The 25,472-nt window shown below is 48.8% G+C and carries 25 protein-coding genes and 1 pseudogene; 3 read left to right on the forward strand and 23 right to left on the reverse strand.

The window, feature by feature from the left end; genetic code table 11:
• Positions 1 to 65: 65 nt before the first annotated feature.
• The 3 genes from GM173_RS01580 to ltaE all read right to left on the reverse strand — a co-directional run bounded on the left by GM173_RS01580 (position 66) and on the right by ltaE (position 2,586).
• Positions 66 to 857 (reverse strand): DUF4344 domain-containing metallopeptidase, encoded by a 792-nt coding sequence (locus tag GM173_RS01580; RefSeq protein WP_203569571.1) that lies wholly within the window; start codon positions 855 to 857, stop codon positions 66 to 68.
• Between the two features lie 100 nt (positions 858 to 957).
• A complete protein-coding gene (locus GM173_RS01585; protein ID WP_203569572.1) occupies positions 958 to 1,359 on the reverse strand; it encodes a hypothetical protein in 402 nt (133 codons plus the stop codon).
• 198 nt (positions 1,360 to 1,557) lie between these two features.
• Positions 1,558 to 2,586, reverse strand: a complete 1,029-nt coding sequence (gene ltaE / locus GM173_RS01590; protein ID WP_203569573.1) for a low-specificity L-threonine aldolase — start codon at positions 2,584 to 2,586, stop codon at positions 1,558 to 1,560.
• Between the two features lie 67 nt (positions 2,587 to 2,653).
• Here ltaE and GM173_RS01595 point away from each other — a divergent pair, with 67 nt between their 5' ends.
• From GM173_RS01595 to GM173_RS01605, 3 genes are read left to right on the forward strand one after another with little or no spacing between them, the layout of a single operon-like run.
• Complete coding sequence (locus tag GM173_RS01595; RefSeq protein WP_203569574.1) at positions 2,654 to 5,284, forward strand: cation-translocating P-type ATPase; 2,631 nt, start codon at positions 2,654 to 2,656, stop codon at positions 5,282 to 5,284.
• Between the two features lie 27 nt (positions 5,285 to 5,311).
• Positions 5,312 to 6,631 carry an adenosylmethionine--8-amino-7-oxononanoate transaminase gene (bioA, locus tag GM173_RS01600; protein WP_203569575.1) on the forward strand — a complete coding sequence of 440 codons (1,320 nt, stop codon included), beginning with the start codon at positions 5,312 to 5,314 and terminating at the stop codon, positions 6,629 to 6,631.
• Between the two features lie 15 nt (positions 6,632 to 6,646).
• Entirely contained in the window at positions 6,647 to 8,218 is a 1,572-nt protein-coding gene (locus tag GM173_RS01605; protein WP_203569576.1) for a cyclic-di-GMP receptor FimW-related protein, read from the forward strand.
• 42 nt (positions 8,219 to 8,260) lie between these two features.
• On the opposite strand, the gene GM173_RS01610 is transcribed toward GM173_RS01605, so the two are convergent.
• From GM173_RS01610 to pflB, 20 genes and pseudogenes are all read right to left on the reverse strand, one after another.
• A complete protein-coding gene (locus GM173_RS01610; RefSeq protein WP_203569577.1) occupies positions 8,261 to 9,208 on the reverse strand; it encodes a tyrosine recombinase XerC in 948 nt (315 codons plus the stop codon).
• Between the two features lie 9 nt (positions 9,209 to 9,217).
• The gene (locus GM173_RS01615; RefSeq protein WP_203569578.1) at positions 9,218 to 9,901 is read right to left on the reverse strand and encodes a DUF484 family protein; all 684 of its coding nucleotides are present in this window, start codon (positions 9,899 to 9,901) and stop codon (positions 9,218 to 9,220) included.
• A 73-nt stretch (positions 9,902 to 9,974) separates the two neighbouring features.
• Complete coding sequence (gene dapF, locus GM173_RS01620) at positions 9,975 to 10,850, reverse strand: diaminopimelate epimerase (protein ID WP_373309320.1); 876 nt, start codon at positions 10,848 to 10,850, stop codon at positions 9,975 to 9,977.
• A 213-nt stretch (positions 10,851 to 11,063) separates the two neighbouring features.
• Positions 11,064 to 11,486, reverse strand: a complete 423-nt coding sequence (locus GM173_RS01625; protein ID WP_203569580.1) for a CoA-binding protein — start codon at positions 11,484 to 11,486, stop codon at positions 11,064 to 11,066.
• Positions 11,487 to 11,866: 380 nt separating this feature from the next.
• Complete coding sequence (locus tag GM173_RS01630) at positions 11,867 to 12,229, reverse strand: DUF3147 family protein (protein ID WP_203569581.1); 363 nt, start codon at positions 12,227 to 12,229, stop codon at positions 11,867 to 11,869.
• A 2-nt stretch (positions 12,230 to 12,231) separates the two neighbouring features.
• The gene (locus GM173_RS01635) at positions 12,232 to 12,612 is read right to left on the reverse strand and encodes a Rid family detoxifying hydrolase (RefSeq protein ID WP_203569582.1); all 381 of its coding nucleotides are present in this window, start codon (positions 12,610 to 12,612) and stop codon (positions 12,232 to 12,234) included.
• A 45-nt stretch (positions 12,613 to 12,657) separates the two neighbouring features.
• Positions 12,658 to 13,104: a GNAT family N-acetyltransferase gene (locus GM173_RS01640; protein WP_203569583.1), complete on the reverse strand. Its 447-nt coding sequence runs from the start codon at positions 13,102 to 13,104 to the stop codon at positions 12,658 to 12,660.
• Between the two features lie 397 nt (positions 13,105 to 13,501).
• Positions 13,502 to 14,068 carry a flavin reductase family protein gene (locus tag GM173_RS01645; RefSeq protein WP_203569584.1) on the reverse strand — a complete coding sequence of 189 codons (567 nt, stop codon included), beginning with the start codon at positions 14,066 to 14,068 and terminating at the stop codon, positions 13,502 to 13,504.
• Positions 14,069 to 14,408: 340 nt separating this feature from the next.
• Positions 14,409 to 15,581 carry a radical SAM family heme chaperone HemW gene (gene hemW / locus GM173_RS01650; protein ID WP_203569585.1) on the reverse strand — a complete coding sequence of 391 codons (1,173 nt, stop codon included), beginning with the start codon at positions 15,579 to 15,581 and terminating at the stop codon, positions 14,409 to 14,411.
• 98 nt (positions 15,582 to 15,679) lie between these two features.
• Positions 15,680 to 16,213, reverse strand: a complete 534-nt coding sequence (locus GM173_RS01655) for a hypothetical protein (RefSeq protein ID WP_203569586.1) — start codon at positions 16,211 to 16,213, stop codon at positions 15,680 to 15,682.
• Between the two features lie 109 nt (positions 16,214 to 16,322).
• A complete protein-coding gene (locus tag GM173_RS01660; RefSeq protein WP_203569587.1) occupies positions 16,323 to 16,544 on the reverse strand; it encodes a hypothetical protein in 222 nt (73 codons plus the stop codon).
• 36 nt (positions 16,545 to 16,580) lie between these two features.
• Positions 16,581 to 17,183 carry an RdgB/HAM1 family non-canonical purine NTP pyrophosphatase gene (gene rdgB / locus GM173_RS01665; protein ID WP_203569588.1) on the reverse strand — a complete coding sequence of 201 codons (603 nt, stop codon included), beginning with the start codon at positions 17,181 to 17,183 and terminating at the stop codon, positions 16,581 to 16,583.
• Between the two features lie 2 nt (positions 17,184 to 17,185).
• Positions 17,186 to 17,836 carry a retropepsin-like aspartic protease family protein gene (locus tag GM173_RS01670; protein WP_203569589.1) on the reverse strand — a complete coding sequence of 217 codons (651 nt, stop codon included), beginning with the start codon at positions 17,834 to 17,836 and terminating at the stop codon, positions 17,186 to 17,188.
• The gene (gene dusA, locus GM173_RS01675) at positions 17,817 to 18,845 is read right to left on the reverse strand and encodes a tRNA dihydrouridine(20/20a) synthase DusA (RefSeq protein WP_203569590.1); all 1,029 of its coding nucleotides are present in this window, start codon (positions 18,843 to 18,845) and stop codon (positions 17,817 to 17,819) included. Before dusA ends, GM173_RS01670 begins: the two co-directional genes overlap by 20 nt.
• Positions 18,846 to 19,022: 177 nt before the next feature.
• Positions 19,023 to 19,112: pseudogene (locus GM173_RS16340) on the reverse strand (PEP-CTERM sorting domain-containing protein); the annotation flags it as partial.
• A gap of 186 nt (positions 19,113 to 19,298) precedes the next feature.
• The gene (locus tag GM173_RS01685) at positions 19,299 to 19,613 is read right to left on the reverse strand and encodes a hypothetical protein (RefSeq protein WP_203569591.1); all 315 of its coding nucleotides are present in this window, start codon (positions 19,611 to 19,613) and stop codon (positions 19,299 to 19,301) included.
• Positions 19,614 to 20,236: 623 nt separating this feature from the next.
• Entirely contained in the window at positions 20,237 to 21,199 is a 963-nt protein-coding gene (locus tag GM173_RS01690) for a DUF808 domain-containing protein (protein WP_203569592.1), read from the reverse strand.
• A gap of 320 nt (positions 21,200 to 21,519) precedes the next feature.
• Positions 21,520 to 22,320, reverse strand: coding sequence for a pyruvate formate-lyase-activating protein (pflA, locus tag GM173_RS01695; RefSeq protein ID WP_203569593.1), 801 nt, complete (start codon positions 22,318 to 22,320; stop codon positions 21,520 to 21,522).
• 132 nt (positions 22,321 to 22,452) lie between these two features.
• Positions 22,453 to 22,674 (reverse strand): glycine radical domain-containing protein, encoded by a 222-nt coding sequence (locus tag GM173_RS01700; RefSeq protein ID WP_373309338.1) that lies wholly within the window; start codon positions 22,672 to 22,674, stop codon positions 22,453 to 22,455.
• Positions 22,675 to 22,728: 54 nt separating this feature from the next.
• Positions 22,729 to 25,062 carry a formate C-acetyltransferase gene (pflB, locus tag GM173_RS01705; protein WP_203569595.1) on the reverse strand — a complete coding sequence of 778 codons (2,334 nt, stop codon included), beginning with the start codon at positions 25,060 to 25,062 and terminating at the stop codon, positions 22,729 to 22,731.
• Positions 25,063 to 25,472: the final 410 nt, after the last annotated feature.

Below are 25,472 nucleotides of genomic sequence, written 5' to 3' on the forward strand. Positions count from 1 at the left end.
AATTGGGTGAAATGCTTGGGTGAAATCATCTCTATTTCACCCAAGCGTTTTGAGCTTGCCTTAGACTATTTTTTTGCTTTTACAGCATAGGGGCGAATTAAGCGATGAACCCCATCTTGCAGTTGTTTCCATTCCCGAGGGCAGTAATCAGCTCGCCCTTGCGGCAGTAGTTCTTGTTTCACTAAGAATTCAGCTTCTTCTGGAAATTTGGCGTAGGTATAGCAAAGCATATTAAAGTAGCGTTGTTCAGATAATGGGTGAATATCTGAAAATGCACCAAAATCGTAGCGTGTATCGTCGCCAAAATTTTCATTTCTGCGCATGAAATAGAACTTGGCGCCTTGTAGCAGCTTTTTGACTTCGGCCATGTCTTTTTGCTCTAGGGAATAATGGAAAGCTACGGCATCTGCCGCAATTTCTTCATTGCCAATCAATGGAATTTTAAGAATATCAAAAATTGCATGGCTTAATTCATGTCTGAATAAGAAAACGGCGGCATGTTTTTTAATATCATCACGATATTTTTGGTCGTGATGGCCTAGCTGAGCTTCTACTTTTTCGACTAAGTCCTTGAAAATTTCATAGCACATAATCACGCGCGCTTCGCCAGGCACATACATTGCATTGACTTCATTGCATTGCTTGGCTTCCAGCGTCAGCGGTGTTGGCCATTGCAGGAGTTTTGCGGTACCGGCTGCAGCTTCCAGTGCTTGCCGTGATTTTAAAAACTCATAGTAAGGCTTTAAGTTTTCATCCACGGGTGGGGTGTAAGTGACGATGACTTGCGGTGCAGCAAAAGTTGTATTGAATGCGGCGCTGAGCATCAAGATTGAAAGCAACCGAATGATTTTTTGCATTTTTCACTCCGAATAAAAAAGGGTGACTTAAGTCACCCTTTACTTTAATTGTGCATGCCGCAAATACAAGCGATCGTTTTTGCAGCTTGCTGCATTGGTCTTATTTCGATGGGGCTACGGCTTTGTCGTTGCCGCCTTCACCTTTCAGCGGTTTAGCTGCTTTGTCGTTGCCACCTTCGCCTTTCAGTGGTTTCGCTGCTTTGTCATTGCCGCCTTCGCCTTTCAGTGGTTTAGCAGCTTTGTCGTTACCGCCTTCGCCTTTCAGTGGTTTAGCAGCTTTGTCGTTACCGCCTTCGCCTTTCAGTGGTTTAGCAGCTTTGTCGTTACCGCCTTCACCTTTCAGTGGTTTAGCAGCTTTGTCGTTGCCGCCTTCGCCTTTCAGAGGTTTAACCGCTTTGTCGTTACCACCCTCCCCTTTAAGTGGGGCGCTTGCATTCGCTGCCATGGCAGTTACGCTAGCAAGTGAAAGAATCGCTGCAACTAAAACTGAACGTTTTTTCATGATGTGTAAGCCCTTTGGTTGGTTTTGTGTTGACATTATTATTGTAGTTGAATGCTTATTCAGTGCAAAAAAATAGCTTAGCCTCGTATCAAAATTGTAACTAAGTCAGTAAATGAAAATCTAAACAAAGATTAAAGTAAGGGGTTGGCTAAAAAGGCAAGTTTATGCATGCAACTCGCCCAATTAGCGTTTAAAAAATTAGCTTAAAGCGGTCTTCAAGGCGCTGACGATAGTTGATAAATCTGCGCTAGTAATTTGCCAATGCGTTACCAGTCGCATCCAGCCGTGTTCTGGTGGATTAGCTTTGATGTGCGCTTGCGCGAGTGTTTGCATCAGAAAATCAACGTCAATTTCGCGAGTGAAACGCAGCCAAACCATATTGATGTGCACCGCAGATAAATCAATTTCGATTCCTTCAATCGCAGCTAATTGCACAGCAAGTGCTTGAGCATTCTGATGATCCTCAATTAAACGTTGTGGCATGTCATTGAGTGCAATCAAGCCCGGTGCCGCCAATACGCCAGCTTGGCGCAGCCCGCCGCCGAGCAATTTACGTTTTTTGCGCGCTTTGGCAATAAACGCTTCGCTACCTAGTAGCATCGAGCCAATTGGCGCGGCCAAGCCTTTACTCAGGCAAAACATCAGCGAATCGCAATATTGAGTGATTTCACGCACGTCGACGTTCAAGTGCGCTGCGGCGTTAAACACCCGCGCACCATCTAAATGCACCGGCACGTTTTCCGCTTGCGCCACTTGCCAAATGGCTTGCATTGTTGCCAGTGGAATCACGCGGCCATTTGAATGCGCATTTTCGATGCAAATCAAGCCGGTTTTTGGCTCGTGGATGTCAAAACCGTGGCGAATTTTGCGGCTGATTTTTGCGGCATCGAGCGTGCCATGGTCGCTGTCGAGTGTGCGCAATTGCACGCCGCTAATCGCCGCCGCCGCGCCGACTTCGTGATAAACAATATGGCTGTCGTCACCAACGATCACTTCATTACCAGGCTGGCAGTGCGTGAAAATCGCCAATTGATTGCCCAGCGTACCAGTCGGAACAAACAGTGCCGCCGCTTTACCTAGTTTGCTTGCCGCTTGCTGCTCAAGCTCGATCACGGTTGGGTCATCAGCATAACAATCATCGCCGACAATGGCATTGGCCATGGCGGCACGCATCGCTGGGGTGGGATGAGTCACAGTATCGCTACGTAGGTCGAGTATTTTGTCCATTGTTGATCTCCATTCAGATCGCTGCAGTCTAAACTAACTAGAGCATTCCAGCCTATGGAGGCCAATTGTGAAGATTTGGCATCAAATGAGTTCGGATGAAGTCTTGACGCACTGGCAATCGCATGCAGAACATGGCTTAAGTCATGCCTTGGCGCAAACACGGCAACTAGAGTTTGGCAAAAATCAGCTACCGACCGCCGTTGCGCAATCATTGTGGCAGCGTATTTGGCATCAGCTAGCGCAGCCTTTGGTCTTGGTGTTGATTTTCGCTGGCGCGGTGACGCTGGCGCTGGGCGAATGGGTCGATGCTTCAGTGATTTTGGGTGTGGTTGTAATCAACGCGGTAGTGGGTTTGATTCAAGAAGGTCGCGCTGAGCAAGCGCTGCTGGCCTTGGCCGAGCATTTAGGGCAAGACGTGCATACGGTGCGCGATGGTCAGGCATTGCGTTTGGCGGTCGAAGAATTGGTGCCGGGCGATGTGGTGCACTTGAGCGCTGGCGACAAAGTACCTGCTGACTTGCGATTATTTCACGCTAATGAATTGGCTGCGCATGAGGCGATGTTGACCGGGGAATCTTTGCCCGTTGATAAGCATATCAAAGCGCTGGATGCGGCAACGCAATTAGCCGAGCGCGGCAATATGGTGTTTGGCGGCACGATGCTGCTGCGTGGTAATGCGAAAGGCGTGGTCGTTGCGACCGGACTCAATACCGAAACAGGCAAAATTGCGGCGAGTTTATTGCAAACCGACGCGATGATCACGCCGTTGACGCGGCAAATCACGCAATTTGCCAATCAATTGCTGTGGATTATCATCGCCTTGGCGGTGCTGACGTTTGCCGTCGGCATGGTGCGCGGCGAAAGTGCCTATGACATGTTTATGGCCGCAGTCGCGCTGGCCATTGGCGCGATTCCCGAGGGCTTGCCTGCCGCGGTGACGATTACGCTGGCAATTGGTGTGGCGCGAATGGCCCAGCAAGGCGCGATTATTCGCCACTTACCCGCCGTAGAAACCTTGGGCGGCACCACCGTGATTTGCTCGGACAAAACTGGCACCTTGACTGAAAACCGAATGACGGTGACGGCATTGTACGTGGCGGGAAAAGTTGAGAAATTGATGTATGTTGATAGAGGCTTTGATAATCAAGATCTAGATCAAGATACGTCAAGATTAATCCAGGCTGCTGTGCTGTGTAATGATGCTGTGTTGCTTTCTGATGGCACATTCACAGGCGATCCAACCGAAACAGCGCTCTTGGTAATGGCGCAGCAATTTGGGCTCGAGGTAGCTGTAATTCGCCAACAAGCCCCACGGCGAGATGCGGTGTCGTTTAGCGCCGAGCGCAAAAGCATGCAAACCTTGCATTGCTCAGCTGAAGGGAGCATCGCCCAGCATTATCTCAAAGGCGCGCCGGAAGTCATTTTGCCCTTGTGCGCTTTGGGTGACGAGGTTGCTGCTCAAGTCAGCGAAATGGCTGCCATGGGTTTGCGCGTGTTGGCTTTTGCGGCGCGAGGTAATGACGCAGCTAAGCTTGATCTTGAGCTTGATTTAAGCGCATCCAATTCTGGCTGTGATTGGCGCTTTTTGGGCTTGATCGGCATGATCGATCCGCCACGCCAAGAGGTTAAAGCGGCGATTCTCCAATGCCAAGCCGCGGGTATTCGCATCAAAATGATTACTGGCGATCATCCGGTGACAGCCGCAGCGATTGCGACGCAATTGGGCTTGATGCAAGCCAATACGACAGTTCTTACTGGCCAAGAGTTAGCCAAAAATAGCCCTGAGCAATTGCAAGAGATTGTGCGTAATGTGGCGGTGTTTGCGCGTGTCGCTCCCGAGCAAAAATTGCAATTAGTGCGCGCATTACAGGCCAATGGTGAAATTGTCGCGATGACTGGTGATGGCGTGAACGACGCGCCGGCACTGAAAGCTGCTGAGATTGGCATCGCAATGGGGCAGGGCGGTACCGAAGTCGCCAAAGAAGCTGCTGCGATGGTGCTGACGGACAATAATTTTGCCACTTTGGTCGCCGCTGTGCGGCAGGGGCGCGGCGTTTACGCGAATTTGCAGAAATTCATCACATGGACCTTGCCGACCAATATTGGCGAAGGTTGCGTGATTTTGGTTGCGATTTTAAGCGGCACCTTGCTGCCGGTGACGCCGCTGCAAATCTTGTGGATCAATATGAGTACCGCTTTGCTGTTGGGGATGATGTTGGCGTTTGAGCCGGTTGAGTCTACGGTGATGCAGCAACTGCCTCGCAATCCACGTGCCGCCTTATTGAGTAAAACCTTGGTTTTTCGTATGGTTTTGGTGGGTTTTTTGTTTTTACTGCTGGTGTTCGGCCTGTTTCACTGGGCGTTAGCGCAGGAAGTGCCCGTTGGGCAGGCTAGAACGATTGCAGTGAATGCGTTTGTGGTCGCGCAAATTGCCTATTTATTTACTTGTCGATCTTTAACTGGCGGTTGCTGGTCTTTGGGTTGGTGCAGTAATCCATCAGTGTGGCTCGGTAGCGCTGTGATGCTGGTGCTGCAAGGCCTGTTTACTTATTGGGCACCAATGAATCATTTATTTGGCTCAAGTCCATTTGCTGCCGTGTATTGGCTGTGGATTAGCGTGGGTGCTTTGCTGATTGGCTTGTTGGTTGAGTTAGAAAAAATGCGGACTACAGCCGCGGCGCGAAGTTCTGTAAGATAAGCCGATTGTCGCAATGGATAACAGTTGATGCATCAAAACTTTCAAAATCAAGCCTGGTTGCGTCGCAGTCAAGACGCAGTTTGGCATCCGTGCACGCAAATGAAACGCCACGAAACGCTGCCGCTGATCCCGATAGCGCGCGGTGATGGCGTTTGGTTGTATGACATGGATGGCCATCGCTATCTGGATGCGGTATCGAGCTGGTGGGTGAATTTATTTGGCCATAATCAACCGCGTATTAAAACGGCGATTACCGCGCAAATGGACCAACTTGAGCATGTGATGTTGGCGGGATTTACGCATCAGCCGGTGGTCGAACTCTCTGAGCAGCTTGCTGAATTAACCGGCCTTGGCCACGCGTTTTACGGCTCAGACGGCGCATCGGCGACTGAAATTGCGCTCAAAATGGCAGCGCATTATTGGCGAAACTTGGGGTTGCCGGAAAAAAACCGCTTTGTGTATTTGCAAGACAGCTATCACGGTGAAACCGTGGGTGCGCTATCGGTCACCGATGTGCCCATTTTCCGCACTGCGTATGCGCCATTAGTTCGTGAAAATTTTTCAGTGCAAAGCCCTGATTCACGCCAAGCGCAGGGTGAACAAACAGCTGAAGATGTCGCACTGTGGGCCTTGCAAGATTTAGAGCGCGTACTGGTTGCGCATCACCATGAAATTGCAGCGTTGATTGTCGAGCCGCTCGTGCAAGGTGCGGCGGGTATGGCGATGTATCATCCGATTTACCTAGCTCAGGCACGGATACTATGCGACAAATACAGTGTGCTCTTGATTGCGGATGAAATCGCGGTCGGTTTTGGCCGCACTGGAACGATGTTTGCTTGTGAACAAGCGGCGATTAAACCGGATTTGATTTGTTTATCCAAAGGCATTACCGGGGGGTATTTGCCCTTGGCTGCTGTATTGTGTAGCGATGCAGTCTATACTGCCTTTTATGCTGATGAAACGGTCAAGGCATTTTTGCATTCGCATTCGTATACCGGGAATGCCTTGGCGTGTGCCGCAGCGTTGGCGACCTTGGCGATCTTTAAAGACGATGCGGTGATTGCGCAAAACCAAGCCAAAGCTGCTCGGTTTAATGCAATTTTTGCACCTTTGGCGCAACACCCACGAATTCAAAACTGGCGCCAGTGCGGCATGATTTGGGCGTTTGAAATCAGCGATGTATCGCCAAACTTTGCTAGCGAGTGTTTTGTGGCGGCGCTCAAAGAAGAAATTTTATTGCGCCCCATCGGCAATACGCTCTATTTTATGCCACCCTATACGATGACTGACGCGCAAGCGCAATTTTTGCTCGCTGGCACTTTAAATGCCCTAGAGAAATGCTGGTAACTCAATTAAGAACCGATGCCTTTACAACTTACGCTACCTGAACCTGATCCGAACTTAGCTCGTTCGGTTGAAACCAATCCATTGCACTTGCGCGAATGGCTGATCGGCTTGCCCACTGGTAATGTGATGGAAGCGGGGCGCTTGCTGCTCGATGCGCTGGCTACTTTAAATCGAGTGAAGCTCGAGGCCGAAGATCGCGCCAAATTACTCGATGAATATCAGAATTCATTAGAAATGCTGACCGGTGCTTTTGAAACCGCCTACGCTTCACCCGGTTTGCCGATGAAAGACAGCGCACGACAAGCCGCGCAATTGGCGCTTAATTTATGGTTGGAAATGGGATTAGGCTGGAAACAGGCCTTGATGGACAAGGTGGAAAAGAAATTTTCTTTCTTCACCTCGACCAAAATGATCCCGATTTTAATGCAGTCAGTGCTGTACTGTTTTTGGCGTACGTTTCAAGTGTGTACTCGTTTATTTCAGCCCTTACCGATGGGGGTGTGGGGGGAAATTCATCAGGTATTTCGCTACGCGGTGGAAAATAAATATCTGGATGAGCGCAAAAGCGATAATCCGAAAGAGAAGGCGTCTCGCTCGATTGCAACGATTTACAAGCAAATTCTCTTATTGGCGTTGGCCGACCCGCAACGTTTTTCTGGGCCTGAGCTGGATAAAATTATTGAGATAATTGAAGGCTATGCTTTATACGCGCATTTTCAGCCTGTGAGTAAGCTCAATTCATCGGCGGGCTTTTTTCTGATCGAGCTCGATCTTGATCGGCCACCACAGTTTGTCGGTCATCGTTCTTTGGATCATTTAACGGGTCAATGCCTGTTATTTGACACGATTGAGTTGGCGAAAAAACTGCATAAAGCAGAGAGTAATGTCGAGCTCAAAGTTCCACTGGCGCACGACCGGCAAAAGGTGCAAATGTGGCTGGAGTTACTGCGGCGTGTTATTCGGCAATGGAGTATTTCCCCGCAGCGTTTGTATCAGCGGATTCCGGCGCAATCCTCGGTTGAAGTGGTGCTAGGTTTGCCGATTTCGGTCTTGCACCTGAATGGCGGCATGCCTTTGCAGCCTAGTTTAGGTGCTCATCATCTGAGTGCGGCGTTTGCAGCGATTGATGTGGCTGAAATGCAGCCTATTCCATGGCAGGTCATCAATGAAAGCCCTGGTGGCTATGCCATTTTGGCGCGTGATTTACCGAGTGAGCAGGCTAGGCCCGGTGAAATCGTCGCGATTCGTGCGGCTAGCGACGCAGGTTGGATGGTGGCTTCTATTCGTTGGCTACAGCAGCGTCATGATGGTGCGACCGAAATGGGCTTGCAAGTGATGAGCGCCAAAGCGCAGCCGGTCTTGGTGCGGCCATTAGGTAATGGTGAAACCCAATATCAAGCGGCATTGCTGTTGCCGAGTATTGCTGCGCTAAAACAATCGCAACGCGTTGTGGCTGTCAAAGGCTGCTACACGCCATTACGCGAGTTTTCGGTCGTTCACAGTAGTGGTGATGAAAGCAAAATTCGCAGCGCCAAATTGATTGAGCAGCAAATGGGTTACGACTTGTTTGAATATACAACAGATTGATGGGTATATCCTGTAAAGCATTCATCCTAAAAGCCTGCCGTCTTATACGTCAGGCTTTTTTGCTCTGGGATGTGCTCTATCGTAAGTAGCGGCTAAATGCTGAAAGTCTAAATGTGTATACACTTGTGTGGTCGCAATGCTGGCGTGGCCGAGTAATTCTTGTACCGCGCGCAAATCACTAGAAGATTGCAATAAATGGCTGGCACAACTATGCCGCAATTTGTGCGGGTAAAGTGGCTCAGTGATGCCGAGCGTTTCTTGCCATTGCCTGAGGCGCAACTGCACCGCACGGGTCGTCAGCGGCGTACCTTTATTGCTGACAAATACGGAATGTGCACTGGGATGCGCTAATTGCGTACGCAGCAATAACCAGCGCCGAATCGCTTCTTGCGCCATATGACCAATCGGCACAATGCGGGATTTATTGCCTTTGCCCGTGACTGTCGCCAAGCCTTGATGCAAATCTAAATCAATTAATTGCAAACTGACCAGTTCACTCACCCGCAGTCCAGAGGAATAAGCGAGTTCAAAAATCGCTTTATCACGCGCTTGCAGCGCTTCGGCGTCGGGCATGTTTTCTAAAAAACCAACGGCATCGTCGCTATTGAGCGCAGCCGGTAGTGCTTTGATCGATTTAGGCGCTTTGACACCTTCAACAGGATTGATCGGCCATTTCAAATCACGGCACATTAGGCGATAAAACGCGCGCCACGCCGATAAAACTCGGGCAATTGAGCGACCAGATAAGCCTGCGCTGGCCAATTGCCGCACAAAACCGCGAATGGTTAACGGGGTCAGCGTGGCTAAATCGCTACCTTTGGCATACTGGGCTAGTAGTGCCAGATCGCGTTCATACGCCAGCAGTGTGTGAGCGCTACTGGCTTTTTCACCGGATAAATAGCGAAAAAAATGCGCGAAGTGCTGCTCGGTTTGTGGGTCGAGCGGCGTTTTCGCGCTGTTTTTCTCTGATGATTTTGTTGCTGTTTTCAAAGCGAGTCTTTACACCGTTTCGGATTCGAGTTCAGCGTGCACTTGCGGCACAACGCGGCGTAAAGCAGCAGACACGAGCTCAGATAGTCGTTGCAAATACAGCGTCCCCATATCAGGGTAGAAACGCTCGGCATCAGGGCTGGCCAACACCAAAATACCAAATGGTGCGCCGCCAGTACGCAATGCAAACTGTGCGAATGAATTGAGCGTGCCAGTTTCGAGTGCAAACCAGTTCAGTACGTCGTCGGTCACGTAGGGGCCACAATACGGCGTAATCAGATTGTCGGCGAGTTTGTGGATATTCTCATCCACTGGTGAAAACTCCAGCAAATTTGATTGGCTATTGGGCAACCACAGGCGCAAGGCCATATGCGGGACGGCAAATTTTTCTTTGAGGTGGTATTCCAAGGTGCCGATAATGCTGGGTACATCGGCGGCTTTCATCAAATCAACAGTGAGTTGGTGCAGCATGTCGGAAATATTGTCATTGTCGACACCAAATTGCAGCAGTTCGCCCAAGCGTGCTTCCAAGGTACGATTTTTATCGCGCAAGGTTAGTAATTGACGTTCCGCCAAGGAAACGGCATGACCACGATGATTGTGCGGCACATAAATTTCCGCCAAATCATCGGCAAACACATCGAAAAACTCTGGATTTTGCTTTAACCACTGCACCACTTCACTGGCTTGCATTTCTTATCCTTTTTATTGGGTTCGATTCTTGTTATGGTGTGGGTATATTGCCCTAGCCATTGTTAAATATTGCTTATAATTCAATACTGCCTTCAAAAACCGTAACCGCTGGCCCGGTCATCATCACTGGAGAATCACCACCTGCCCATGAAATCGTCAAATCACCGCCGCGGGTGTGCACCAGCACCGTCTCGTCGAGTAGGCCACGACGAATACCTGCTACCACAGCCGCGCAAGCACCGGTACCGCAAGCCAGCGTTTCACCCGCGGCACGTTCGAATACGCGTAAACAGATTTCACTGCGGCTAACAATCTGCATAAAGCCAGCATTTACTTTTTGTGGAAAGCGTTTGTGATTTTCAATCAGTGTGCCGTGCAAGGCGACCGGCGCAGTCTCAACGTCATCGACGATTTGCACTGCATGTGGATTGCCCATCGACACGACCGAAATATCGTAGACCTGACCATCGACAATCAGTGGGTCGATAATGGCTTCATTTGGCGCTTCAAACGGAATTTCACTCGGCGCAAAGCGCGGGGCGCCCATATTCACGGTGACCAGACCATTGCTTTCGAGGCGCGGATAAATGACGCCTTTGGCCGTTTCAACGGCGATTTCGGTTTTGTCGGTCAAGCCTTGATCGAATACAAAACGCGCAAAACAGCGTGAGCCATTGCCGCATTGCTCCACTTCAGAGCCATCACAATTAAAAATTCGATAACGGAAATCGATGCCGGGCGTAGTGCTTTTTTCAACCAGCAGTAATTGATCAAAACCGATCCCAAATTGGCGATGGCCGAGCTGACCAATTGCTTCATTGCTCAGTGTAACCGCTTGGCGCACGCCATCGATCACCATAAAATCATTACCAAGGCCATGCATCTTGCTGAAATTGAGTTTCATAGTTCGATCTAACAATAAAAGAGAGCCAATTGAAACAGAGTCCATCGGCGGGGTAAAACGAAAAATTTTAGGCCTGAAATGATTTTGCTTATGTCATAACGTTCAGGCGTGAGTCGCTGAAAAAAACGATAGAGCTAGGCTAACGCCTCTGTAAAAACGGAGCAAGTGCTGTCTTGCTCGCGTCGATAAAATGCCGCGAATTTGACTGTTTTATCACTGATTGGCAGGCAAAACTTTGATCGCTACTGCGGCGATGCCTTAATCAGTAAACAGTCGGCTGTATTCCACCATCAAGCAGCGATCCATCACTATCGGAATCCCCGCCGCTTGGGCGCGAGCGGCGGCGGCTTCGTCAACGATACCCAATTGCAGCCAGATGAATTTCGCACCGCGGGCAATCGCCTGATCGACGACTTCTCCCGCTTCTTCGCTGCGGCGAAATACATTGACCAGATCAATTTCGCCCGGCACGCTGGCCAAATCGGGATAGACCGTTTCACCCAAAATCTCAGCTTGCGGCTTTGGTGTGACCGGTACGATTTTAAAACCCCATTGCTGCATCAACTTGCTCACGCCATGACTGGCACGATTGGGCTTATCCGATAAGCCGACAACGGCGATGCGATGGGTTGCTTCAAGTATGCTTTTGATTTCGGCATCTGATGGATTTTGAAAAGTCATTGGCTGTCCTTTGGGTATTGCCAGCTAGGTCTTTTATTTCAATGTTTAGAGGTAGATACATCGTTATTTACAGTTTTTTCAGATTGTGTGTTGATGGTTTTAAGTGCCTGCGGCACGGTGTTTTGGTGTCGCCATCCGCGAGGGGGACTTCTTTCTTTGCGTCGCCAAAGAAAGAAGCATCGAGCGGCGACCCGGGCGTGCATCGGTCCCCGATGAGCTCTGCACCCCGCGCCGCTAAGCTTTGGCGTCGCCTCGGTCAGTTGTGAGCCAAACGATAAAACGTTTATCTCACTCCCTCTCTCGGTGCGCTTGGACGGGTTTTTAAGCCCCAGCTCAACGAGCGTGGCACAGCACTCATACCAAATCTGAATCCACCCAATTTACAGCAACTGAATCTGAAAAAACCGCGCTAGCACTTGCGCGTAAATGAAAAACAGCGCCACAGTGCCGATTGCTGAAATCCCCAGCGCAGGCCAAAAACCCAAGCGGTTGAGTAACAGCGGAAAAGTTAAAAACATTGGCAAAGTCGGTAGTACATACCAAAACGTATACCACGCATGTGCGGCGATTTTGTCGGATGGCTGTTTTTCGACGTACAGCCAAATCAGCGTTAAACAGGTCACCAGCGGCAACGCTGCCAGTAGCCCGCCGATACGTTCATAGCGGCTGGCAATCTCAGAAATCCCGACCACTAAAGCGGCGGTGATCAGGTATTTGGCAATCAAATAGCCGCTGATATTCATGTTTACGCCAGCACCATCACCGCATCAGCTTCAACAATCGCGCCTTTTGGCAAGGCCGCTGCTTGTACCGCTGCGCGCGCAGGGAAGGGCGCGGTGAAGTATTCGCCCATGATTTCATTAAGCTTGGCAAAGTTGGCCAAATCCACGACAAACACGCCCAGTTTCACGATGTCGGATAAATCGCCGCCCGCCGCTTGGCACACAGCGCGTAGGTTTTGGAACACTTGATGCGTTTGCGCTTCAAAGCCTTCAACCAAGACATTGCTCACTGGATCAAGACCGATTTGGCCGGATAAATACACGGTGTTGCCGACTTTAATCGCTTGCGAATAGGTGCCAACGGCTTTTGGGGCATTGTCTGAATGGATGATTTCTTTGGTCATGTTTTTTCCTAGTGATAAGTCGTTTAGAGTAAGTCAGATCGTAAATTAATTTGCGGCTTGAGTGAAATCAAGTGGCTGTGGATTGTTGCGAACCATTAGTTTCTCTGGGTATGGAACAGTGATAAAACCCAACTTTTCGTAGAGGCTATGGGCATCAGTCGTCTGTAGCAAAGTTCTTGTTACACCTTGAAGTATCGGGTGATCAAGTAATCGCTGTGTGAGCTGCTGAGCAATACCCCGACCACGATAATTTTCATCAACATAAACATCGGCCAAGTAAGCAAATCTCACTGTATCGCTAATCATGCGGGCGTAGCCAATTTGCTGATCATCGATAAACGCACCAATCACTAAGGTGGAGGCTTGGGCTGCTTGTTCAACACGCTGCTGTGCAATACCCGGCGACCAATAACAATTAGCCAACCAAGCGGTGATTTTTGGCCAGTCTTGATCGCTGTATTGGGTAGAGAAAGTAAGCGGCGATGCCGACATAAACAAGCTCCAAGTGAGAGAAATGATTGAATTTATTTACGTCAGTTCAAAGTTTCTAATCATTGGGATTAGAAAGGGCATGATGCCGTAAATACTCACTGAAAATGTAGCACGCCAACTACTAGTGAAGTCGGGTGGGCTGCGTCTGATAAACACAATAAACAGCAAAATTGGCCAAAAAAATAGTAAATATTGAAAATCAAAAAAAAGGTGTGTCGTTTGTTCCGCTGGCAAAACTAAAAACAACACTCCAGCCAAAAGGTTGAGGCTACTAAATAATAAGAATGCCGCCCCCTGTAGAGATGCAAAAATTGACCCTGGATGTATTTTTATTGACTGATTTAGTCGTAGAAATAAACGATTAATTTTGCTCACTAGTTTCGTTCCGGCTCAACACTCAAGGGCGTTTCATCGCATTAATCGAATACGGTTCTGGATGAACATGGCCGTTATGCATCAGATCGTCGGCGGCGAAGATGTGGACGATTTCAACCAAGATCAGATCGGCAACGACTGGATTGCCGACTTCGATATTTTGCAATAAACGACCTTCGAGTGCGACGGCGCAGTTTTGAATGCGCGGTGTTTTGACGGCTTGTGCTGCGCAGAACTGCAGACCGAGCGCATCAATTTGCGCGTCACTCGGCGGCGTGCTTGAACCCGTGGCGTGCACCGCAGGCGCGTGGTCGTGCGATGGAATGTGAATCACACAATCGCCACCGCTGAGTAGGTTGAGCGCGGTATCTTTTTGTTCGCAGCAGCCATTGTCTGCTATTCGGCGATTGACACTGAGCGATACAATCAGCGGGTCGCTGGAGACAATATTAAAGTAAGAAAACGGTGCAATATTGACCTTGCCGAGTACATCGACGCTACTGACCCAAGCAATCGGGCGCGGCACGACGCAATCGGTGATTAGGGTGTATTTTTCACTTGCTGTGAGTGCTGAAACAGGCCATTCCATCATTTAATCCAGTGGGTATATGGCTATAGCCATTATTTTATAATTTATTGGTGCATATACATGCATTTCTAATTTATGTTGTTTGTTTTATGTGCCTGCGGCACAATGTTTTGCAGTCGCAATCTGCGACGGGGACTTACTTTCTTTGCTTCGCCAAAGAAAGTAAGCAAAGAAAGGCGACCCTATATCTGCACCGACTTCGTCGGCTTGATATTGAGGGCTTGTTAAGCCCCTGCTCAACGAGCGCGGCACAGCATCAACACCAAATCTAAACAAAGCTAGTTTATTTTGGCTCTGCATGTTAAGTCGATATTTTTATATGGCGATCATATGGCTAAAATCAATCTGGCAAAAACCGCTCCATCAACACATTCAAAAAGCGTTGGCCTTTGAGTGTCGGTTTGACGTGATGTAAATCGCGCTCTAATAAACCTTCCGCACAGGCGCGCTCAATTTCGTGGATGATTTTGGTCATCGGCAAACCAGTGCGCTCAGTAAATAGCGCAATCGGAAAGCCGCCGATTAAGCGCAAAGTATTGAGCATAAACTCAAACGGTAGTGCTGATTTTTCAATCACTTCTTCAGTTTGAATCGCTGAACCCGCGGCCATTTTAGCTAGATATTCACTCGGTTGTTTGAAGCGCGCTTGGCGGATGATTTTATCGTGAAAACTGATTTTGCCGTGCGCGCCAGCGCCGATGCCGAGGTAATCGCCAAATTGCCAGTAATTTAAATTGTGCTGGCTGCGGCGACCTGATTTTGCAAACGCGCTGGTTTCATAATGCTCAAAGCCCGCGGCGGCGAGTTTGGCTTCAATCATTTCTTGCATGTCGGCGGCGAGGTCCTCGTCGGGCAGCGCGGGTGGGTAGCGATGAAACAGCGTGTTGGGTTCCAGCGTCAGGTGGTAGGCTGATAGATGCGTTGAACCACAGGCAATCGCTTGGTCGATATCGGCTTCGGCCTCAAGCAGCGTTTGATTGGGCAGTGCGTACATGATGTCGAGGTTGTAATTATCAAAATGCTTCGCGGCGATTTCAATCGCGCGCAACGCTTCGTCGCGATTGTGAATTCGACCTAGCGCGGTTAAATGCTCAGCGTTAAAGCTTTGAATGCCGATTGAGAGTCGATTAATTCCGGCTTGGGCATAGCCAGCAAATTTCTCGATTTCAAACGTACCAGGATTGGCTTCGAGCGTGATTTCGGCATCAGGGTTGAGCTTGACGCGCGCCCGAATCGCTTCGAGCAATCGATCCATGCTGGCAGCAGAAAACAGGCTCGGTGTGCCGCCGCCCATAAAGATGCTAGACACCGATCGTCCCCACACTTGCGGTAGATTGGATTCCAAATCAGTAATCAGCGCATCGATGTAGGCATTTTCTGGGATGCCTTCTTTGACTGCGTGCGAATTGAAATCGCAATAAGGGCATTTGCGCACGCACCATGGAAAGTGAATGTAGAGCGCGAGTGGCGGTAGGGCGGTGAGGCCCGATTGCGAGAAAGATACGGTTTGCATAGTGTCGCTAAAAAGGCGCAAGAGCCCTTGGGGGCTCTTGAAAGTCGTGATTAAAACTGGTGCAGCTTGCCGCCAGCCCACATGCTGGCGGTGGCGGCTTATTTTTTGGTTTTGCTATCGCTAGGGGTTTTATTGGCAAAATCGAGCATTTCTTTCAGCGTGGCGTAGTCAGGTTTACCTGGCTTGATGTCCATTTCGCCGCCATCAAGGTAAGTGAAGTATTTTTCACACGCTAAATCTTTACCGTCTTTATCAACCAAGGTTTTCACGATGGTATTGGCGTTCTCAGTATTGACCTTCACCAGATTTTCTTTGAATTTGGCTAGTTCTTCTGGGGTTGCTTTTTCTTGCACTGATTCAACCAAGGCAGAGACATAACCAAAGTGCATTTGTAAAAAAGCCTTGTTACGGGTTTGCCAGTTGTTCACCGACGTTTTGATGTTGTCTGCGTTTTTGTCGTTGCGGCATAAGTTCACCATTTTTTGCATGGTGACAATATTAGTGCTGAGATTGCCCGCAGCTTGATTGCGCGCTTTCGTAAATGGTGAGCCGGTTTCTGGTTTTTTGGCACTCGCGGCGTATGCGCCGATTGGGAGCATGAGCGCGATGGCAAGAAGGCTATGTTTTAACATGGAATTTGCTCTGTACAAGTAGTTGAAATAGGAAAGACAGAATAAAGTCTGGTTTTTGCTTAACTGTAGTTGATTGCTGCAGTTTCAAGTCGGTGCTGCATTTTGGTGCTTATTTTTGGTAAGGATTGTGCAGTTGCTGGACTAGGTTCAGCAGCACATCTCGCATTTGTGTTTCTGAGACTTCCATTAGTAAACCATCTTCAAACAAGTCTTGCGCCATTTGCTGTAGTTCATCGAGGTTTTCATTCATTACTTTGACTTTTTCGGTGCAAGAAACGACGGAACCGTCGTCTCGCACCCAACGCGCCCAGCGACTTTCAGCGGTGCTCATGGTGTAATCCTTTGGCTTAACCTTGCATTTACGCGGTTACAACCCGGTTTCTTTCAATTGTTCGATTAGTTTTTGCAGTGCTTTGGCGCGATGCGAAATCGTCGCTTTTTCCGTCGCGCTCAGTTGAGCCACTGATTTTTGTAAATCGGCGCGCCAAAAAAGCGGGTCATAGCCAAAGCCGCCATCGCCTTGTGGCGTAAGCAAAATGTCACCTGTGCACACGCCATCAGCAATCAACGGTTGCGGGTCATTGGCGGCACGCACCAAGACCAAAGCCGCGTAGTACCAAGCGCGGCGATCAGTTTGGCCTTGCATATCAGCCAGTAATTTTTCATTATTGCGCGCATCGGATTTAGGCTCGCCTGCAAAGCGCGCTGACAGCACGCCTGGTGCGCCACTAAGCGCATGCACACAGAGGCCAGAATCATCGGCTAATGCGGGTAAACCTGTGATTTGTGCCGCGTGACGTGCTTTGGCAAGCGCGTTTTCAACAAAGGTTGTAAACGGCTCAGGGCATTCTGGAACGCCTAGTTCGCCTTGTGGAATCACTTCAAAATCAAAAGGCGCTAATAAGTGGTTGAATTCTTTGACTTTACCGGCATTATTGCTCGCCAATACGATTTTTTGCTTTGTTGCCACTCTTAATATGCCTTTTTACTTAAGATCATCAAATCTTGCTCGCGCTTCATTTGAAAACGATTCAGTGTACTCATCCCGATCAGTACTGGGCCTGTATCGCTGCTGTCGCGTACACTCAAATCGATATTATACAACGTAACGGTGCCGATTCTGAGTTGAGGGATTTGCACTAACCAAGAATTAATCACGCCGTTGGCGGTTTGTGAACGCATCGGTTTTCCGTTGCGATATTTAATATTGAGTTGATCGGCGGCCTTACTCGACATCGATAAATGCGTCGCCCCCGTATCGATCACGCCGCGCTGAGTTTGCCCATTAATCGAGATATCCGCCAAATAATGCCCACCGTAGCTCGGTGACAAAACTAAACTGCTGTCGCCATCGCTTTGCGTTTGTGTCGAGGCGATATACCCTTCGCCCAAGCCAAGCCGCCGTTGTCGGCCATTACTGTTTTCAATCACCGCCGAATCAGCGGCAATCGAAATAATTTTTGCGCTGCCCACGGTTTGCCCAATTTGCAGTGTTTTCTTTTGGCCATTGACTTGAAAAATCGCTTTGCTGCCCATCGTGGCCAGCAAAGTAATCTCGTCGGCGTGTGCCGCAGAACTGATCAGTAAAGCGAGTAAACAAGTTTTAAGCGTTTTGGCTAACATTGGACGATTCCTGACGGGATTCGACAATATTAAGGGCTTCTTCGATTAAGCGCCAATCGGCGTTCTTCAGCAGTGACGCATCTGACAACATTCTGCGCCAATGTCGTGCACCATGAATGCCTTGGTATAAGCCTAAAATATGCCGCGCCACATAGCGCAGCGGTGTACCTGCACTCAGTTCCGCATCGACAAACCCACGTAGGTTCTCCATCGCAGCGCGGCGCGTTTTGGCAATATGCGCTGCACCATAAATTGCCGCATCGACCTCAGTTAAAATCCACGGATTGTGGTACGCCTCGCGCCCGACCATCACGCCATCGACGTGTTGTAAATGTATTTGGCTATCGGCAATCGTCGTAATCCCACCATTAATAATGATTTCGAGTTGCGGAAAATCACGCTTTAGTTGGTAGGCATAATCATATTTCAGCGGCGGAATATCGCGATTTTCTTTTGGGCTCAAGCCTTTCAAAATCGCATTGCGCGCATGCACGATAAAGGTATTGCAACCAGCTTTAGCAACATGGCCGACAAAATCACGGACAAAACTATAATCTTCAATTTTGTCGATGCCGATGCGGTGCTTCACCGTCACATCGATATTGCACGCGTCACGCATTGCTTTCACGCCATCAGCGACGAGGTTGGGTTCTAGCATTAAGCATGCACCAAACGAACCCGATTGCACGCGCTCACTCGGGCAGCCCACATTCAAATTGACCTCGTTATAGCCCCATTGCTCAGCGATTTTGGCGCATTTGGCCAAGTCGGCGGGTTCTGAGCCACCCAATTGCAACGCCAACGGATTTTCCGCCGGATCAAAGCGCAAATGACGCATCTGATCACCATGAATAATCGCCCCGGTATTGACCATTTCGGTATACAACCAAGTGTGCTGGCTCAACTCACGAGCGAACCGCCGATAAAAACGGTCTGTCCAGTCGAGCATCGGGGCAATGCAGAAGCGGTGGGAAGGGGGATTTGGAGTTTGGGTCTTGATTTCGGACATTACAGTATTGATTTCATCGTGGTGTAGGGCACAGCCCTGAATCGGGCTTATTTTACGCGTTTGGCGGCGGACTGGCTTGTTTTAGTCGACTGGAGGGGGGTTACTGAGGTAAAGCAAACTAAGAGCAAAACCCCGCTGTCGACTGGTATCGCGTAGCGGGTCTTTGGGTGTTGCGAATTATTTTGCTTTGCGGCGACGTGCTGCCAGCAGGCCAACCAAACCCATGCCCATCAAGGCGTAGGTTTCTGGCTCTGGTACTGGTGCTACTGCTTCGTTGACGCGAATGTTGTCGAATACGGAGTGGTTTGTGTAGTTACCATCTGAGAAGGTTACCCGGTTCAGGCCAGTCCAATTTAGGGTGGCGAGGGTTGGTGCAGTCGTCGACGAGAAAATGTCTTGGCTGTATGTGAGTGTTGAACCAACGTAGCCTTCGATGCGCGTAATGCCTGCGTTCTATGCTTTGGTGATGAACAGATCATTCAGCGTGAAGGCTGTGTTGCTTGAAAATGAGGCTGGGCTGCCATAACCGTTATAGGCGACGTTGTTGCCTGATACCACGCCATGACCATAGCCTGTGCTTTCATATCCGCCAACAGTGCCATTCAGCGCATATACATTGTCCCAGTTGAAGCCTTGGTAGCTAATGCTGATTTGATTGCTTGTATCTGAAATTAGCTCGTCAAATGTAATGACTGTGGCTGATGCAATTGACGAGGCTGCGGTGAGTGTTGCGAAAACAGCAAGTGATGCAATTTTAGATTTGAACATGTTTTACCCGTTTCATTAATGAAGTGGTGTCATATTGGAGAAAACCGCAATTGACATCGCGCAACGTAAAATAATTTCTTCTGGTTTCAAAACAGATTATTCTTATACAGCTGTGATTACGTTCTCATTTTTCTATAAGCTGTTGAATTTATTCGGCAATATTTTTTTAATATTTTGTATTAATTTGAGACAGTTTCAAGAAAGTGTGTTGCTTGTTTGCGTGAATATACTGTTTTTGAATGGTTGTTGATGTTGTGCGCTCTTGCTACTGAAGGTGTGCAGTCGATATTGGATGTTGAGCCAGCCCATTGATGCTGGTTTTTTTGTGGGTGTGAATATGCCAGTTGCAGCAAAGAAACCGTGTGTGAAGTCCAAGCTCATTGGTGGCAGGTTCGGAAGGCGTTAGATTTGTTGTGAGGTATTCGCACTGTGTGAACTTGTAATAGCCGTTACTTAACACAGGGAGTAGTGGGGCAAATTATTGACCGTAGAGTGTCTTTTAGATTAGAAGTATTTGTTTGTAGCTGATGAATTTGAATGCTTTTCAAGTCATACCTCCAAAAATATTAATACTAAGCCGTAAAAAACGGCCTTCGCACTGAAGGCCGTTTTACTGATGAGGCTTATTTTTTAAATAGGCCGATGATTTTCCCAAGCACCGTCACCACGAGCAAGGTCGCCGCGCCCGCCACCACACCTGCAATTGTATTTAACAACGAGGGCGTTAAGATCGCCAGCGTGTGGCCAAAATACGGAATGGTTTCGGCATCGTGACCAAGGTGCTCGATGGTGTGGTGTAGGTAATCAATGCCGTGGGTGATAATGCCGCCGCCGACCATAAACATCGCCAAGGTGCCGACAATCGCTAAGAGGCGCATCAATTTGGGCGCGCCAGCCAAGAGGCCACGGCCAATGGTTTGCAAGAAGGCGCTGGGGCGCTGATTCAGATACAGCCCTGCGTCGTCCATTTTGACAATGCCTGCCACTAGACCGTAAACGCCAACGGTCATAATGACGGAGATGCCGGCTAAGACGGTGAGTTTGCTCATAAATGCCATGCTGGCCACGGTGCCGAGCGTGATGACGATGATTTCGGCTGAGAGTACAAAATCGGTGCGGATGGCACCTTGGATTTTGTCTTTCTCATAGGCGACCAGATCGACTTCGCTGTCGTTGACTGCTTCGCTGAGCGCTTGATGTTCGGCTTCTTCTTCTGCATGGCTGTGCAAAAAAGGATGGGCGATTTTTTCAAAGCCTTCAAAACACAGATACAAACCGCCGAGCATTAAGAGCGGCATAATCAGTGGGATGGGATAGCCAAAGGCTTTGAGTTGGTCTTCGATAAAGCTAATTAATAATGCGGCGGGGACTAAAATCAGTTTGTTTTTAAATGAGCCTTTGGCGACAGCCCAAACGACGGGTAATTCGCGCTCGGCGCGTACGCCGGAGACTTGCTGGGCGTTGAGCGCCAAATCGTCGCCGAGGACGCCGGCGGTTTTTTTGGCGGCCACTTTGGTCATGACCGATACGTCGTCAAGTACCGCGGCGATGTCGTCGAGTAATACTAAAAGGCTGGCTCCGGCCATGGTTCATCCTTGTTGATTCAGGGCAATGTAATGTGGGCGTTAATATACCTGAAGTTTGCTGGCCAGCGTTGTGCGTCAGCGCGAATCGGATAAAAATTCTGCATCGGTGCTTGTGTGATTATTGATTTTATAAAGTCAAAAACAGAGTCCACGAAAGACACGAACAGCACGAATAAAGGCAAAACAGCAAACCTCAACAGAATCTAAATTTTATTTTCGTGTTTTTCGTGGACAATAGGTTTTGAATTTGTTGAGGTGGATGAAGCGCTGTAGGTATTTTGCTTCAAGATAAAAATGCCCACTTCATCGTGGGCATTGGGTCAACAACAGAACAGGCCTTGGGCGCGAAATTGCTCGCGGACGCGGTGGACGAGTTCTTGGCTGGGCGGGCGGGTGTCGGTGAGTTCGTATTTCATGCCGAGCTCGGCCCATTTGTCTTCGCCCATTTTATGAAACGGTAACACTTCTACGCGCTCGATTAGATCTGGGGCTTGGCGGTTCAAGTCGCCTAAGTACTGTGCCAAACCGGCGACGTCTTGCTCGTCGTCGCTGATACCGGGCACCAAGACATAGCGCAGCCAGATTTTCTTTTGCAGGCGAATCAGTCGCTCGGTAAAGTCGAGCGTCGGTTGCAGCGGTTTGCTTGTCAGCGCTTCGTATTTTTCGGGGTTAAATTGCTTGATGTCGAGCAGCACCAAGTCGATGTTATCGAAGTATTCATCGGGCAAATGCGCGGCCAAGAAGCCTTGGGTATCGAGTGCGGTATGAATTTTGAGCTGCTGCTTGGCGCGGCGGAAAATTTCGCCGACAAAATGCGCTTGCATTAATGGCTCGCCGCCCGAAATTGTAAGCCCACCGGCTATGCGCAGGAAGCTAGCGTATTTGCCGATTTCGGCGACGATGGCGTCAACCGTGTATTGCTTGCCGTTGTGTAGCTTCCAAGTGTCGGGATTGTGGCAATACAGGCAGCGAAATTGGCAACCACTCACAAACAGCGCAAAGCGCATGCCAGGGCCATCGACTGCGGCGCCGGTTTCGATTGAATGGACGTAGCCAATTTGATTGCCATCGGCATCAAAAGCAGCAGGGACGATTTCACCAGCGGGTTTGTTGTTCTGCATGTGAATTCCAGAGTGGTTTTTTTGATTTTAACTGATGCGTGTTACTCCAAGCGTCAATTTTATAAACTAAACGCGGGATGTAAAAACGGACCGCAGGCATGCCAGCGATCCGTTGGGGCGAGGCGTATTCAATTAGCACTTGTCGTGGAAAGTGCGATTAATTACGTCGAGTTGTTGTTCGCGGGTTAGTTTCACAAAGTTCACGGCGTAGCCCGATACGCGCACGGTGAGTTGTGGGTATTTGTCTGGATTTTCCATCGCGTCTTCGAGTGTTTCTTTGTTTAAGACATTCATGTTCAAGTGAAATAGCTGTGCCATCATTTGTCCTTTTGGGTATGTGGTTGTAGCAGTTATAAACTATTGCTTAGATGGCAATACCCTTATGAGATATTGCCATGCTAAGTCAAATTAACACTTCGCGTGGAAAGTGCGGTTAATCACGTCCATCTGTTGTTCGCGAGTCAATTTCACAAAATTCACGGCGTAGCCTGAAACACGTATCGTTAATTGTGGATAGTTTTCTGGGTGCTCCATCGCATCCATCAAGGTATCTTTATTCAACACATTCATGTTCAAGTGGAACAATTGGTTGGCGTCTTGTTCGATTTCAGCCAATTTTTCATCCACTTTATCTGAGGTCATGCAAGCAGAGCATTCATCGCCGTGTGGGCCAAACAAACCATCAATTGACGCAGCCAGTGTTTTCACGCGGTCGGTGGCGTTGTGACCTAATGCATCTGGTGTCATCGACGCAGTCCAAGACACGCCATCCAATGCTGATTCGTATGGAATCTTCGACACTGAGAAGCCCGCAGCGACAAAACCGTTGGTATCACGGCCATTCATCGGGTTTGCGCCCGGAGAGAATGGCGCGCCTGAGCGGCGACCGTCTGGGGTGTTACCGGTTTTTTTGCCGTAAACCACGTTCGATGTGATCGTCAATACCGATTGAGTTGGCATTGAATCGCGGTAGAACACCGGTTGTGCTTTGATTTTTTCCATAAACGCAGTTGATAACCAAACGGCGATATCATCAGCGCGATCATCGTTATTACCGTAGGCTGGGTATTCGCCTTCGATCACGTAATCGACTGCTAAGCCTGCTTCGTTACGCTTGATGTGTACTTTGGCGTGTTTAACGGCTGATAGTGAGTCAGCAGCCACTGACAGACCAGCGATACCGCAGGCCATCGTGCGCAAGATGTCACGATCATGCAGTGCCATTTCGATGCGTTCGTATGCGTATTTGTCATGCATGTAATGGATGGCATTGAGTGCCGTTACATAGGTTTTGGCGAGCCAGTCGAGCATTTTGTCGTACTTGCTCATCAATTCATCATACTCAAGCACGTCGCCTTTAATCGGTTCGAAGCCTTTAGCAACCAATTTGCCAGTTTTTTCGTCCACACCGCCGTTGATGGCGTAGAGCATGGCTTTGGCCAAATTCACACGAGCACCGAAGAATTGCATTTGCTTACCGACGCGCATTGCGGAAACGCAGCAGGCAATTGCGTAGTCATCGCCCCATTTTGGTTTCATCAAGTCGTCGTTTTCGTACTGAATCGCCGAGGTGTCGATTGATACTTTGGCGCAGAATTCTTTAAAGCCTTGTGGGAATGAAGTCGACCACAACACAGTCAAGTTTGGCTCTGGTGCTGGTCCAAGATTGTAAAGCGTGTTTAATACACGGAAGCTAGTTTTGCTGACCAGTGTACGACCGTCTTCGCCCATGCCGCCGATTGATTCAGTAACCCAAGTTGGGTCGCCAGAGAATAGATCATCGTATTCTGGGGTACGCAAGAAACGCACGATACGTAATTTCATCACCAGATGGTCGATCAATTCTTGGGCTTGTGATTCGGTAATGGTGCCTTCACGCAAATCACGCTCAAAGTACACGTCAAGGAAAGTTGAAATACGGCCAATCGACATCGCTGCGCCGTTTTGTTCTTTAACAGCCGCGAGGTAACCGAAGTACAGCCATTGCACCGCTTCTTGTGCAGTTGCGGCAGGGCGGCTGATGTCAAAGCCGTAGTTTTTCGCCATTTGTTTCAGTTCAGACAGCGCTTTGATTTGCTCTGACAATTCTTCACGCAAGCGGATAATGGCTTCGGTAAATGGTACGTTGTCGATTTCAGATTTTTCGCGTTTTTTGTCGGCAATCAGGAAATCTACACCGTACAGCGCCACACGGCGATAGTCACCAATGATACGGCCACGGCCATAGGCATCTGGCAAGCCAGTGATCACACCTGAGCTACGGCAGGCCAAGATTTCTGGGGTATAGGCATCAAATACGGCGTTATTGTGATCTTTACGATATTTAGTGAAAATATCTTTGATCTGTGGATTCATTTCAAAGTGGTAGGCTTTTAGACCATTCTCTACCATTTTCAAGCCGCCGTTTGGCATGATCGCGCGGCGTAGTGGGGCGTCGGTTTGCAAACCAACGATGGTTTCGAGTTCTTTATTGATATAACCTGGGCCGTGTGCGGTGATGCTAGAGCCCACTGAAGTTGAGACTTCTAAAACACCACGTTTGCGTTCTTCTTTAAGAAGCGCAGACAGTTCTGTCCATAATTGGGTGGTGCGCTCGGTCGGGCCAGCAAGGAAAGTATCGTCACCCAAATACGGTGTGTAGTTGGCTTGAATAAATTCGCGAACCAGTACTTTTTCTTGCCATTCGCCTGCAGTGAAATTACGCCAAGCGTTGATTTGCAGGTTTTCTTGAGGGGCATTCATTTGGGTGAGACTCCTATGGGCGATGTCTGTTGGACAATCTTTGGGCCGAAGCTTTCAATTGGTCGATTGAAAGCACATCAGTTCACTGCCGGATTGGGCAATGTGTTCTTTAATACGCATTAAATCATCGTAACAATATTGTCATTCTAAAATTTGATGTACATCATATTCCAGAAGATGTTCTTCAATATTTCTCACTACACAAAATTGTTTAGAATCAAACTGCTTTAAAAATAATTGTGTTGGTAAATATCGCTTTCATGACAATATCTTATGCCTTTAATTGGCAAAATGGAATGTGAAAAGTGGCAGAAGGTGCGTAAGAAATTGATTTAAATCAAGGTAGGAATTGCGATCAATTCCGTAGTGAGGAAATGAGCATTGCAAGATCAGAAATAGTAGACGTATTG

Origin of the sequence: Deefgea chitinilytica (assembly GCF_016881405.1) — a bacterium.
Classification (GTDB): Bacteria; Pseudomonadota; Gammaproteobacteria; order Burkholderiales; family Chitinibacteraceae; genus Deefgea; species Deefgea chitinilytica.